Source organism: Microcoleus sp. Pol11C2 (assembly GCF_036701505.1).
GTDB lineage: Bacteria > Cyanobacteriota > Cyanobacteriia > Cyanobacteriales > Microcoleaceae > Microcoleus.
The window spans coordinates 47,558-59,946 of the sequence record NZ_JAUBQX010000019.1; the positions used below are offsets into that span (position 1 = coordinate 47,558).

The 12,389-nt window shown below is 47.6% G+C and carries 13 protein-coding genes; 5 read left to right on the top strand and 8 right to left on the bottom strand.

Annotated features, from left to right (window positions below; all coding sequences use genetic code 11):
• Window positions 1–7 precede the first annotated feature (7 nt).
• The gene (gene cas6 / locus QUA42_RS13430; RefSeq protein WP_333137699.1) at window positions 8–889 is read left to right on the top strand and encodes a CRISPR-associated endoribonuclease Cas6; all 882 of its coding nucleotides are present in this window, start codon (window positions 8–10) and stop codon (window positions 887–889) included.
• Here the strand turns inward: cas6 and QUA42_RS13435 are convergent, their stop codons facing one another.
• Entirely contained in the window at window positions 890–1,216 is a 327-nt protein-coding gene (locus tag QUA42_RS13435) for an antibiotic biosynthesis monooxygenase (RefSeq protein WP_190661662.1), read from the bottom strand. It abuts the gene before it with no gap.
• Window positions 1,217–1,644: 428 nt separating this feature from the next.
• Here QUA42_RS13435 and QUA42_RS13440 point away from each other — a divergent pair, with 428 nt between their 5' ends.
• The gene (locus QUA42_RS13440; RefSeq protein WP_333137700.1) at window positions 1,645–2,112 is read left to right on the top strand and encodes a response regulator transcription factor; all 468 of its coding nucleotides are present in this window, start codon (window positions 1,645–1,647) and stop codon (window positions 2,110–2,112) included.
• 100 nt (window positions 2,113–2,212) lie between these two features.
• Window positions 2,213–2,506 (top strand): DUF2103 domain-containing protein, encoded by a 294-nt coding sequence (locus QUA42_RS13445; protein ID WP_190661665.1) that lies wholly within the window; start codon window positions 2,213–2,215, stop codon window positions 2,504–2,506.
• Here the strand turns inward: QUA42_RS13445 and QUA42_RS13450 are convergent.
• Window positions 2,495–3,121 (bottom strand): HEAT repeat domain-containing protein, encoded by a 627-nt coding sequence (locus tag QUA42_RS13450; RefSeq protein ID WP_333137701.1) that lies wholly within the window; start codon window positions 3,119–3,121, stop codon window positions 2,495–2,497. The two genes, QUA42_RS13445 and QUA42_RS13450, sit on opposite strands and share 12 nt — an antisense overlap.
• Window positions 3,122–3,139: 18 nt before the next feature.
• Here QUA42_RS13450 and QUA42_RS13455 point away from each other — a divergent pair, with 18 nt between their 5' ends.
• The gene (locus tag QUA42_RS13455; protein ID WP_333137702.1) at window positions 3,140–3,322 is read left to right on the top strand and encodes a hypothetical protein; all 183 of its coding nucleotides are present in this window, start codon (window positions 3,140–3,142) and stop codon (window positions 3,320–3,322) included.
• Window positions 3,323–3,326: 4 nt separating this feature from the next.
• On the opposite strand, the gene QUA42_RS13460 is transcribed toward QUA42_RS13455, so the two are convergent.
• The 6 genes from QUA42_RS13460 to QUA42_RS13485 form a co-directional block, all read right to left on the bottom strand.
• Window positions 3,327–4,166, bottom strand: a complete 840-nt coding sequence (locus QUA42_RS13460; protein ID WP_333137703.1) for a HEAT repeat domain-containing protein — start codon at window positions 4,164–4,166, stop codon at window positions 3,327–3,329.
• Window positions 4,167–4,407: 241 nt separating this feature from the next.
• Window positions 4,408–4,704, bottom strand: a complete 297-nt coding sequence (locus QUA42_RS13465) for a phycobilisome linker polypeptide (RefSeq protein ID WP_333137704.1) — start codon at window positions 4,702–4,704, stop codon at window positions 4,408–4,410.
• Between the two features lie 101 nt (window positions 4,705–4,805).
• Complete coding sequence (locus tag QUA42_RS13470; RefSeq protein ID WP_333137705.1) at window positions 4,806–5,675, bottom strand: phycobilisome linker polypeptide; 870 nt, start codon at window positions 5,673–5,675, stop codon at window positions 4,806–4,808.
• Window positions 5,676–5,894: 219 nt separating this feature from the next.
• Entirely contained in the window at window positions 5,895–6,710 is an 816-nt protein-coding gene (locus QUA42_RS13475) for a phycobilisome linker polypeptide (protein WP_333137706.1), read from the bottom strand.
• A gap of 149 nt (window positions 6,711–6,859) precedes the next feature.
• A complete protein-coding gene (gene cpcA, locus QUA42_RS13480) occupies window positions 6,860–7,348 on the bottom strand; it encodes a phycocyanin subunit alpha (protein WP_006631256.1) in 489 nt (162 codons plus the stop codon).
• A 102-nt stretch (window positions 7,349–7,450) separates the two neighbouring features.
• A complete protein-coding gene (locus tag QUA42_RS13485) occupies window positions 7,451–7,969 on the bottom strand; it encodes a phycocyanin subunit beta (RefSeq protein ID WP_333037001.1) in 519 nt (172 codons plus the stop codon).
• 1,367 nt (window positions 7,970–9,336) lie between these two features.
• Here QUA42_RS13485 and QUA42_RS13490 point away from each other — a divergent pair.
• Entirely contained in the window at window positions 9,337–12,156 is a 2,820-nt protein-coding gene (locus tag QUA42_RS13490) for a cation-transporting P-type ATPase (RefSeq protein ID WP_333137707.1), read from the top strand.
• Window positions 12,157–12,389 lie beyond the last annotated feature (233 nt).

The window sequence follows — 12,389 nt, forward strand, 5'->3', positions numbered from 1 at the left end:
TTTAAAAATGCCCTACAGCCTTGTTTTAAACCTGCGGCCAGTTGCACCAATTCCATCCCAGTTTTTAACGGGACGGCATCTCCACGCTTTATTTTTGAACCTTGTGAGTGCTGTAGACACCGATTTGAGCGCGTACCTGCACGACCAATCTCAGGAAAAAGCTTTCACTTTAAGCCCTTTCCAAGTAAGGAGAAAAGAGCCTTACAAAAGCAGTACGCCGCAGCCGCAAAAGAGAGTTTTGCCTCCTGCTTCGCGCACAATTTCGCAGGCTGTACAATGGGAACACAAGCAAGCTATTCAGGAAAATACGCCGATTTGGTGGCGAATTTCTCTGCTGGATGACGGTTTGTTCGATCGCCTAACTCAACTTTGGCAGCAACTCAATTTCGAGAGCCCTTGGCATCTCGGGCCGACAAATATATACATTACTAATATTTTGAGCGAACCGCAATCAAACCAGCCTTGGGTAAACTTTTGTACTTACGCCGAATTGTTCGAGAGAGCTTCGGAAACTGAGCGCCAAATTGCTTTTACTTTTTGCACTCCTACTAATTTTCGGCAAGGGGTATACGATAGTGCTATGCCAACTAGAGAAAGTATTTTCGGCAGTTTAGCGAATCGCTGGAACAAATACAGCAGGATTGCGATCGAACCTAGTTTCACAGAAGCTATTTTCCCCAGTTTCTTCGATATCCGAACAGAAGTTAGTACGGATTCTCGCAGTAAATTTATTGGCTGCGTCGGCGATATTAGTTACCGAATTATGGGAGATATAGCTCCTGCTACTATCAAGCAAATTAACACTTTAGCAGATTTTGCGCTTTACAGCGGAGTCGGGCGAAAGACGCCGATGGGTATGGGAATGACTCGCCGGTTGCAGGATTTTTAATCATTCACTTTTGGGCTGAATTTCACTGACGATTTCATAAACATCAGTGTCGGGAAGTTTCGCAAACAAAGGCGTCATCTGCTTTAATATTTCCTGATAAGCTTCGCTTTGATTGGCGGCCATCTCTTCTACGCTTTCCCAAAAAATGATGGCAATACCTTTGTCTGTATTGGGCAATTGCAGCAAATACGCTCCCTTAAAACCTGTAGCATAAGTTGCAACGGCTTTTTCAAAAAGTTCTTCTGCTTCTTTAAATTTTCCTGGTTTAAATTCGCCAATGGCAACGTAGGCAAACTGATGTCTGAGAAAGTCTAGAAATTCTGACATATATTTTTCCTCACTCAATAGCGATACACCAAGTTATATTTTACCCGATCGCCGGAAATTTGTGAAGTTCACAGGTTGAAGTTTCACGCTTAGCTCATCGGCAGATTTATTAATTACACGTAACTGCGATCGCCACTCAAATAGAAACTTTTTGAGTCAGGCGGCTGGAATCTTTATTAAATAAACTGTTGAATCGCTGATTTTATACGTTCACAATCCTAGGTACGCCGGAGCGACTTCTAGCGCTAGGACACAAGGTAAAGCTGCTGATAACTTAACTCTTGCGTGTAACTGCAAGCATACACAAAGCCGTAAAAAGTAGGCAGTCAAAAGCGGTTTTTTGCAATAACCCTATTGAATTCTTTCAAACTCACCTGTAACAATTATAACAGAGGCATACAAACAAAGTAAATAGCCATCTCAAACACATGAAAAAAATATTAGTAATTGAAGACGATCACTTAATCCGAGAAACGGTATTAGAACTTCTGGAATCGCACGGTTTTGAAGCAGTCGGCGCCGAAAATGGAAAAGTTGGTATCCAGTTAGCTGCCCAAATTCCCGATTTAATTTTGTCTGATGTCATGATGCCGGAACTCGACGGTTTTGAAGTATTCGCAGCCGTGCGATCGCAGCCTGCAACCGCCAGCATTCCGTTTATTTTTATGACAGCCTCCGAAATGGAAAAAGCCCTGGAACTCAAAGCAGACGGCTATCTCAAGAAACCTTGCAGCCTCGCAGAAATGCTCGCGGCGATCGCGGATCAACTAGAAAAACCGACAGTTGCCAACCCAAAATATCAAAAAGTACAGGACAATTCTGCGCCATCAAATCTTAGCTTGCGCGCCAGGAATCAAAAATCTCGGTTTGAGATTGCCTCGGTTTGCTGGCAATGACGCTCACAGTAACGTTATTGATACAGAAGTTGAGGGAATTTCAAATTGGTTCCAGCCAGGGGTGGCTTAGACTGGGTATGTTGAATTTGGTTAAATATTTATGCACGCACAACCCAAAGGCCGCCTAGTTTGGAATCACTCTACCCATCTTCCCGGTTTGATACCAATTTTAGAGCGCCTCACCCTAAAAATGGGAATTCAAACTGTCACTCCGGGCGTCATCAACAAAGTTAAAGGACACATCCCCCGCATGACATTAAGAGTGTCAGTACCCATCCGCGGGGGATTTAAAATCATCGCCAGACAGGGCAAAACCGTACAAGAAGTCTTTATATTAACCACTCTCAGTCAAGGGGACTTGGAAGAGACGATCGCCCAAACCCTAGCCAAGTGACAATATTTTCTTAGCAAGCAAAGCCCGAGCCCTAACTGAAGTAGTTTCATCGCTTTGGGTGATTTCCTCAAGTCTGGCCGAAACTTCCGCTAACCAATCCGGTTTAACAGTCGCAGCACCCGCCAAAGCTTGCAAACCCCCCGCTGCTGCGTAGCGAACCACCCATTCTGGATCGCGGGACGCTTGCAGTAGCGTTTTCACAGCGCGAAGTTGAGCATCTGCAATTTGTTCTGCCGGCATCAGTTCCCAACAAATCGTCCCCAAACCCCTCGCCGCGGCCCGCCGCACGCTCAAAGCAAAGTCATTCGCCGCTGCATCGAGCAAAATCTCCAAACCCCTGGGGTCGCCAATTCCTGCCAAAGCCCGAACAGCCCAAGCTCTCGCCCCGTAATTGTAGCCGTCAAGCTGTTCTAGAAGCGGCAGCACCGCAGGTTCTCCGAGCTGAATTAGCCCATCAACGGCGGCAACAGCGGCGCCTGGGTTGTTGTAACCGAGCACTGTAATTAAGGTAGGAATTGCTTGTTTTGAGGGAATCGCCGCCAGTGCTTTGACTGCGTTTAACAAGCCTTCGGAAGAATCTGCTTGTTCGACAGCCTGAATTAGTTCTAATGCCATTTATTTGTAAGCTTTACCGTGACTATTATAATTCTAGGTTGGGTCGATCGCGCGATCGAACTTTTTGCCATCTCACCCACCAACATTCTCATCAACATAGGTAGGGAAACAGCACTGCTCTGTCCTGAAATGTGCTGTCTCCTGAATATACGGCAGACAATTGAGAATCGCTACAGCAATCCTATTTTAGTTGTGAACTAATTTTTTAAAGTAAACTATCCATTAAGTTCATAACTTGGATAGCTTCATCTGACAAAGATAGAGATTCTTGTTGATTGAGGTGATGCTCCAAAACTCCTTTGAGCGCTATCAATTTCAGGCTATTTTCTGCTAAAGTTTCAGAAATAGCTTGCGCTCCCGGTAAATAGCCGATCGCCCCCAAGTCCATCAAAGCCGATCGCCTCAACTGCAAATTATCCCCATTCAAAGCGCTTACCAACCGCTCTCCGTAAACCCGCTCTCCAGTTAACTGATACATCGCCCGCGCCGCAGCGTACTGCACCCGCTCCACAGAATGTTCCAAAAAAGGTGAAATTAGGGGTATTGCTTCTGTCGCTTTCAGCGTTCCCAAAGCTTCAATTACCGAGTCGTAAGGTTGCACGAGGTGCGATTTTCCTGGCACTCGCACAGCCACAGCTACGCCCCCATCCAATAGCTTCATTAGCGGCCCAATAGAATCTATCTCGCCCAGCATTTCTAGAGCTTGAGCCGCCGCTTCTCGCACGTAATAATCAGCGCATTCCAAACAACGAATCAGGGCCGGTAAGGCTTGTTTGTCACCCAATTTGCCCAGAGCCCGCGCCGCATTTCGTAATAGGGAATAGTCGCCGATTTTTGTTTGTTCTGACTCTTCTTGCAATGCGGCAATTAAAGCTGCAATAGCTGCCGGTTCCTTGACTCGAAATCTGCCAACCCACCAAGCAGCATAATACCGGAGACTGTAATCTTGGGAGTGCAAATTTGCGATCGCCTGTTCAACAGTTAAAGACTCGCCCTCAGCTACACCCGCCGGCGGTGAGTCGGATTCGTAATAATCCATAGTCATTAGTTATTAGTTATTAGTTATTAGTTATTCTGCTATTGAAATCGCTGCTACCCAGACAAAACCTACAAGGCAAGGGTTAGGGAAACTCGCCGATTAAAATCGCTACTAAACAGACAAAACCCGCCTGGGCGGGTTACATTAACTCTTAGTCCGCTTGGAGTGGACTTTGTTTATCTAGGAGCGATTTTCATCGCCCCTTCTAGCTTGTGTCGGAGCGATTTTCATCGCCCCTCCCACCAAACTATTGGTGATCACCCGATGATTCATGGGATGATTCATGGGATGACTCATGGGATGATTCTGCAGCCGCGTTTAAAGGATGAATGCTGACAATTTTCCCGCCCATGCGAGTAATCCGCTGCATTTCTTGATTCATCCGATTGTAAGGCACGGTGATAAATGTACTCGCGCTCGATCGAATCGAATAATCCACATTATCTGTTTCATCGCTTTGGCGCAAGCCCACAACTTCATACCGAAAGCAGCGACCAGCCGAAGCTGTATTGCCACTTTTTCCAGCTACAATTTGACCCAACATAAGCTTCTTGGTAATTGGTAATTCTGACTGTTGACTGTTGACTGTTGACTGTTGACTGTTGACTAAAAGCTAGTAACTGCCAACTGCCAACTGCCAACTGACTAAATTGAGGTAATGCTGGCGATTTTCCCGCCCATGCGTTGAAATTTCTGCATTTGCGAGGACAACTCCTCAACAGGTACGATGAAAGCCTTGCTGCTGCGGCGCACGCTGGGATAGCCGCCCGTGCGAATTCCCGAAACTTCCACGCGCACCAGCCGCCCTTCTTTGCCGTAAGCTGCCGCGCCGCCGAAAGTGCTGGAGGGAGTTACGTTTCTGGCAGAAGGCCGATATGCCCAACCTTCGTTACCGCCAGAAGGTCCAACTACAGCCGTAGCGCTGTTAGTGCCGAGCTCGACAGCTAAGCGAGAGTTATTGCCTTCTAGTTGAGATGTATCGCTGTTTGCATAGCCGCGATACAACCGGAACATCCGGGTAAAACCGACGGTTTTTTGACCACGCTGGGTGTTAAAGCCGCGGTAGTAAGGCACGATACTTTCGCCAAAGTTTTCTTGATACTCTACTGAATCGATGTAAGAATCAATATCAGCGTCGTAGCCTTGTGTTTGGTACAAATCTAAGTGCTCAACTACTTCAGATTCGTCGTAGGGAGCGCGACCGAGCAAGTGTTTGTAGTTTAGTTCGATCGTCCGAGTTTGGAAGCTGTTGTAGAAAAACTTGGTTTTGTACAGTTCTGACTTAGCTACAGCGCGTACAAATTCTCGTACCGTCAAGCTACCGTCCCGCAGCAAAGACTCGGAACTTGTAAGTCGCTCGGATTTCATTAAATAGTCGTTGCCCAACACCTGACGGTAAACTGCACGAATCACAGTTTCAACGTCGTCTTTGGTGTAGTTCGGGCGCAATTCTACCTTCGGCGCATCGCTCAATGCGGAAGTTCCCAGTCTGGACGCTGCTGTCGTAATCGCCACCAGATTTTCTCCTAAATTAATGACAAAAGTTTAATGCTTTGTTGCACTTGAGATTTTTAGGACTCAGGCTAATATGTCTCAAATTAGGGCGCGCACTGCGCGCCTGCTCAAAGTAGGGTGCGCACTGCGCACCTTACCTATACACATAAAAGTGAAGAATTTTTTAGCCTTAGTCCTAATTTGCTAAAGACGTTTCCAAAAAACGTCAATACACAAACTTTAAGCTGTGGTAATACTTACCACTTTGCCACCACATTTGTTGATTTGCTGCAAGCGGCTCGAAAGTTGCTCGTAAGGCACGAGATATTCCGTAGTAGTCCGGCGCACTTGAGGGGAAAACTTAGCCGAACCTTGCATTGCCGTGACTCGGTAGAGTTGGCCGCGAGAACCGCCGGAAGTCCCGCCAAGGGCTTTTCCGGTGGAGGCTGTGTGTATCGGCGAAGCCATATTTCTCGCTACTTCCCAAGTCAGCCGGGCTTGGGTTTGGTTTTGCGAGCGATCGCTAGAAGCAAAACCCCGGTACAATTGAAACATCCGGTTAAAACCGACGGTTTTTTGACCTCTTTGAGTCGCGAAACCGCGATAGTAAGGCACTATACAGTCGCCAAAATTTTCTTCATACTCAACTGAGTCAATGTAAGAATTGATTTCAGCTTCGTAGCCTTCTGCATTGTACAAATCAACGTGGAAAGCAATTTCCGACTCGTCGTAAGGAGCGCGGCCCAACAAATGCTTGTAATTAAGCTCAATTAACCGCGTTTGCGAGTTCGGATAAAAAAACTTTTTCCGATAAGTTTCGGAATGTGCAATTGACCGCACAAAATCTTTCACTGAAATCTGCCCTTGCATCAGCAGAGATTCAGCACTGGTCAGTCGTTCGCTCGACATTAAATACTCGTTGCCAAAAACTTGGCTGTAAGCAGCACGAATTACTGCTTTCGCATCGTCTTGCGTCCAGTGGGGACGCAGTTCTACCCGTCCCGCTTCTTCAAATGCTTTTATTCCCAACCGTTCTGCTGCACCTAATCCCGCCATCTTCGCTTCTCCCTTTTTTGCTTTAAAAACTGAAAACTGCTTAAAAAAAGTATTTGCAAAACTAGGCTTAGATCGCAGATGCCCGGAATTCTAAACAACCGCTAACACTTAAGCTAACAGCAGCTTACAATTCCGGGCATCACGCAAATCTAGCTCAGAGCGTTGATTGCGTAGTCGATGTAGGAATTCGCTTCAGTTGCAGCGTCGCCACTCAAACCGTGGTTGCCTTTGATGTACTTGAGAGCTTCAACGTACCAGCTAGGAGACAATTCAAATGTCCGGTTGATTTCGTCAACACCTGCAATCAGGTACTCGTCCATCGGACCGGTGCCGCCTGCAACTAAGCAGTAGGTTACCATCCGCAGGTAGTAGCCGATGTCGCGAGAGCACTTGGCTTTACCGGTTGGGGTAGAAGCGTAGTTCGGGCCTTGCATTTGTTGCGTGTACGGGAATTTGTTGTACACAGCTTGAGCTGCACCGTCGATCAAGCGCTGAGAGTTGGCGGTCAAAGCTTTGGCTGCTTCCAAACCTGCTGCTGCTTGGCGGAAACGGCCAAAGGCGACTTGCAGTTCAGTGCTGCTCAGGAAACGGCCTTGAGAATCGGCTGCGGTTACTGCTTCAGTCAAAGGGGTTTTCATTGTTCTGGTTTCTCCCTAATGTTGTGTTGTTTTTGTACAAAAATGATTGTTTGCAAAAATGCGATGCTCGCTTCTTTACAAGAAAGGTTCGCTTGGCTATTTTTAGCCGACTGCATTAGCAGCGCGGTCGAAGTAGCTGCCGATTTCAGACATCAGCGAGCTGCAATCACCACGGGTAACACCGTTGGGGTCGTTAGCGATCGCGATTGCTGCTTCCTTCATTTTTTGCACGCCGGCTGCAACTGAGCCACCGGGAACTCCCAGAGCTTGGTATGTTTCACGCAGACCGTTCAAGCAGCGGTCGTCCAAAACGCTGGCGTCGCCTGCAAATGTTGCATAGGTGACGTAGCGCAAGATGATTTCCATATCGCGCAAGCAAGCTGCCATGCGGCGGTTGGTGTAAGCATTGCCACCAGGAGCGATCAGTTGAGGCTGTTCAGCGAACAGGGTGCGAGCTGCATTGGCTACGATGCTGGATGCGTTGCCGGTGATGCGGTTTACTGCGTCAATCCGCTTGTTAGCGTCGGAAACCATGCTGCTGAGAGCATCTAGTTGACCCTGAGCTAGAAATTCGCCCCGAGCGTCAGATTGGGAAACCACTTTTGTAAATGCGTCAAACATGAAAGAACTCTCCTATTTGAGTTAATTGAGTTTGGTTGCGGTATAAAACCGTTAAGTTAAATTTGTTCAGGCTACGAGTGCCTGCAAGGGTTGAAATTTGATGCCAGCTAATCTGCTGGTCCCATCGATCTCTCCCTTTCCGCTACCTGCACTATTGTTACATTGCAACGGAGGTTTAAGAAACCTTAGAAAATTTTACACCTTTTATGAGATGCGACAAACCTTGTCAATCAGGGTTTTTGTTAACTTTGGCCTGTCGTTTCAACCCTCTGATAATCTTTATACAACGCTCGCCTGCGTTTGTTTATTACAAATTATTACAGAAACTTATCTCTCTAAGAAGGTAAATATTTGGGGTGCAAGTACGAGCAAATCTCCTTCTGAGGGTAGATGCGAGATGATAACAAAAAACGCAGAGTTTGCTTCGATCGCCCTGCAGTGGCGGTAGAACCGCCCGGAACCGTCCCGTGGGCCGCTCGCCTTTGTTGGCTTTCTCTGGAAAAGTGGAATTGTTAAGAAGTGTTAAGTAAATTAAAGTTTTGGTAAAAGAAGGCTGGGGGAATAGGGAAAAAAGCAAAAATTCTGCCCCATGTCAGGATGGCGGCAGAATTGGGTGTGGGCAAAATCCAAAAGATCGTGAACCCCCTCGCCACAGCCTCAGCTTTTGCCGGAAATATCAGCATTTAGCGACAAAACTCAGCCTTTGGAAGTTGAAAGACCGGGCACGGTCTTTCATAACGCGGGGATTCTTGTATCATGGAGAGTCCTTGAACTTGACCCCAGAGCCCGCATCTACTGTTTGTCCTGCAGCGGTTGCAAAAAAACTTTCTTCATCTATATCTTCTATGTTCTGCTTCCCACAGGCTAGTCACACGGAAGGGTGTGGCAAGCTGAGCATTGTCGATGGTGAGAAAACCAACAGAGGCGATCGAGACCTGTTACCGCAGCGCCCTTTTTCTTTTAACATTAAACACTGGGAGAATAGATGGGTTCGGATACGCACCTTTTATTACATTTTTTTTTAGGTAGGTTGTAACCTGCGGCGCACGCTTGCATTCCCGGACTAAAATCACTCTTGCTCTCGGCTTCTTTTCTGTTTAATCGCCGAAGGAATTTCTAATTTTTAGTAGTAAGGTGGATAAGTGCTATCAGCCGTAGGCCTACAAACGGCGCGCTCGATCCGCCAGACGCATGAACTTAAAAGCTTTTTGCTTCCCCGGCATCGAACAGCCCAAAACCAGTCCCAAGTTAAACAGTTTTTTATTCAGAACTCAAAACTTAAAACTCTCTTACTGTAATCAGCCAGATGGATCGGCTGTAGCTGTCCGGCCGCAACCACCTTTATGCCCCACGATCGATCGTAATTTATGTCTTCAAATTCTCCCTCTTCTTGGCACACCGTAGCAATTGACCAAACTCTCCAGCAGCTAAGCAGCAACAAAGACGCTGGCTTGAGCAGCAAACAGGTGTCAGAACGCTTGCAGCAATACGGCCCCAACGAACTCGAAGAAACAGGAGGCCGCAGTCCGTGGTCGATTTTTGTCGATCAGTTCACCAACATCATGTTGTTGATGCTGATGGGTGTGGCCGTGATTTCGGCTTTTTTGGACATCAGGTCGAATACTTTTCCCAAAGATGCGATCGCCATTTTTGCGATCGTCATACTCAACGGCATTCTCGGCTATTTCCAAGAGCAAAGTGCTGAAAAAGCCCTCGCAGCCCTCAAAAACCTCGCTTCTCCCCTAGTCAGAGTCGTGCGGGACGGCAAAACTTCGGAAATAGCAGCCAAGGAACTCGTACCCGGAGACGTGATGCTGTTGGAGGCTGGGGTAAAAATAGCAGCAGACGCACGCTTGATAGAAACATCAAATCTGCAAGTCAGAGAATCTGCTTTGACAGGAGAAGCTCTAGCAGTCACCAAGCAAGCAGAGCTAGAACTTGCCGAAGATGCTTCCTTGGGCGATCGACTCAACCTAATTTTTCAGGGCACAGAAGTTGTTCAGGGACGAGCAAAGGCGATCGTCACCAACACTGGAATGCAAACTGAACTGGGCAAAATTGCCACCATGCTTCAGTCAGTAGAAAGCGAACCGACTCCCCTGCAACAGCGGATGAGCCAGTTGGGAAATGTTCTAGTCTCCGGAGCCCTAAGCTTAGTCGCAATTGTCGTCATCGGCGGCATGATTACCTTCCAGAACGGCAGCATCGGGTTCGATACCAGCAGGTGGGAAGAGTTGTTAGAAGTTTCTCTAAGCATGGCTGTGGCTGTGGTTCCCGAAGGACTCGCAGCAGTCGTGACAGTTACTCTGGCACTCGGAACTAGGCGGATGGTGAAGCGAAACGCCCTGATTCGCAAACTGCCGGCCGTAGAAACTTTGGGATCGGTAACTACCATTTGTTCTGACAAAACAGGTACTCTGACTCAAAATAAAATGGTAGTTCAGCTAGTCTCTACGGGCGACTGCACAGTCGCCGTCGCAGGATCTGGCTATGCGCCGATCGGAGATTTTACCGATCGCCTGACATCTGCCAAAATTAATAATTTAGAGGAATATCCAGAAGTCGAATCTTTATTAATTGCCTGTGCAGTTTGCAACGACGCAGTATTGCAACAAGAACAGCAAGAATGGCAGATTTTAGGCGACCCCACAGAAGGAGCTCTGCTGTGTGTAGCGGCAAAAGCAGGCATTTATAAGGAAAAACAGTCTCAATTGCTGCCGCGGACGGCGGAATTTCCTTTTTCTTCGGAACGCAAGCGGATGAGCGTGATTTGCGAAGTGCCGGGCCGATCGGGAAATTCGGGATTTCCCGCAGCAGAAGGACAGCAGTCGAATTATTTGATGCTGACAAAAGGCTCTCCAGAGTTGACTTTGGAGCGCTGCAAAGGCATTATAGTCGGCGATAGAGTACAACCTTTAACCCAGGAAATGCGCGATCGCATCCTCGTCGAAAACAACAACATGGCAAGCGGCGGTTTGCGAGTCCTCGGGTTTGCGTACAAACTCTGGGAAAACCTGCCGCCCGAAGGTTCTGAGGAAACCAGCGAACAAGACATGATTTGGCTGGGACTCGTCAGTATGCTGGACGCCCCGCGCCCGGAAGTGCGCGAAGCAGTGGTGAAGTGCCGCAATGCTGGCATTCGGGTGGTGATGATTACAGGAGACCACCAGTTAACAGCAAAAGCCATCGCCTACGATTTAGGGATTGCAACAGAGGGCGATCGAGTTCTCACCGGTCAAGAATTAGAAAAGCTCAGCCAAGAAGAACTCAAACAGCAAGTCGAACAGGTTAGCGTTTACGCCCGCGTCTCCCCAGAACACAAATTGCGGATTGTCCAAGCTTTGCAAAGTTGGGGCAAATTTGTCGCAATGACCGGCGACGGCGTTAACGACGCCCCCGCCTTGAAACAAGCCGATATCGGCATCGCCATGGGGATTACCGGCACCGATGTCAGCAAAGAAGCTAGCGATATGGTGCTCCTCGACGACAACTTCGCAACTATTGTCGCCGCCGCTGAAGAAGGGCGAGTAGTTTATAGCAATATTCGTCGCTTTATTAAATACATTTTGGGCAGCAACATCGGCGAAGTTTTGACAATTGCGGCCGCACCTTTAATGGGTTTGGGAGGAGTGCCGCTGACGCCGCTGCAAATTTTGTGGATGAACTTAGTAACAGATGGCGTTCCCGCTTTGGCCTTGGCCGTGGAACCGGGGGAACCGAACGTGATGAAAAGGCCTCCTTTCAGTCCGCGAGAAAGTATTTTTGCGCGGGGTTTGGGTTCTTACATGATTCGGATCGGGATTATTTTTGCAATTTTGACGATCGCGATGATGTCCTGGGCTTATGGATATACTCACTCTCCCGGACACGGCGATCCAGATGCTTGGAAAACAATGGTGTTTACAACTCTTTGTTTGGCGCAAATGGGTCACGCGATCGCAATTCGGTCTAACACTCAGCTAACTATTGAGTTAAATCCCTTCACTAATGTTTTTGTGTGGGGGGCTGTAATTGTGACTACTATTCTGCAATTGATGCTGATTTATGTTCCGCCACTGAGAGCCTTTTTCGGTACTCATTATTTAACGGGGTTTGAGTTGCTAGTTTGCTTCGGTTTCAGCGCTCTGATGTTTGTATGGATTGAAATGGAAAAACTGTTCTTGCGCTTTTACAAATCTAGAAAATAGTGTTAACCGCTGAGGAAGACTGAGCGAGGTTTCATTATTAGCTAGCACCCTCGCAGGCAATATTCTCAAGCACATCCGCCAGGGGTTTCAACCCCTGGATCACTACCAAAGTCATCGCTATGAAGACTAAAGAGATTGTGTCACAATAAAACATTTATTACTTCGTTATAATGTCATTGCCAGGGCAGCGAGCGGCGAAAATCGCAATCGTAAAAGCGCTCGGTTGACAAGCT

Bases quoted from the DNA above. Each gene is read 5' to 3' on its own strand.
- cas6 (WP_333137699.1), top strand. From the start codon at position 8: ATGCCCTACAGCCTTGTTTTAAACCTGCGGCCAGTTGCACCAATTCCA.
- QUA42_RS13435 (WP_190661662.1), bottom strand. From the start codon at position 1,216: ATGTCAGAATTTCTAGACTTTCTCAGACATCAGTTTGCCTACGTTGCC.
- QUA42_RS13440 (WP_333137700.1), top strand. From the start codon at position 1,645: ATGAAAAAAATATTAGTAATTGAAGACGATCACTTAATCCGAGAAACG.
- QUA42_RS13445 (WP_190661665.1), top strand. From the start codon at position 2,213: ATGCACGCACAACCCAAAGGCCGCCTAGTTTGGAATCACTCTACCCAT.
- QUA42_RS13450 (WP_333137701.1), bottom strand. From the start codon at position 3,121: ATGGCATTAGAACTAATTCAGGCTGTCGAACAAGCAGATTCTTCCGAA.
- QUA42_RS13460 (WP_333137703.1), bottom strand. From the start codon at position 4,166: ATGACTATGGATTATTACGAATCCGACTCACCGCCGGCGGGTGTAGCT.
- QUA42_RS13465 (WP_333137704.1), bottom strand. From the start codon at position 4,704: ATGTTGGGTCAAATTGTAGCTGGAAAAAGTGGCAATACAGCTTCGGCT.
- QUA42_RS13475 (WP_333137706.1), bottom strand. From the start codon at position 6,710: ATGGCGGGATTAGGTGCAGCAGAACGGTTGGGAATAAAAGCATTTGAA.
- cpcA (WP_006631256.1), bottom strand. From the start codon at position 7,348: ATGAAAACCCCTTTGACTGAAGCAGTAACCGCAGCCGATTCTCAAGGC.
- QUA42_RS13485 (WP_333037001.1), bottom strand. From the start codon at position 7,969: ATGTTTGACGCATTTACAAAAGTGGTTTCCCAATCTGACGCTCGGGGC.
- QUA42_RS13490 (WP_333137707.1), top strand. From the start codon at position 9,337: ATGTCTTCAAATTCTCCCTCTTCTTGGCACACCGTAGCAATTGACCAA.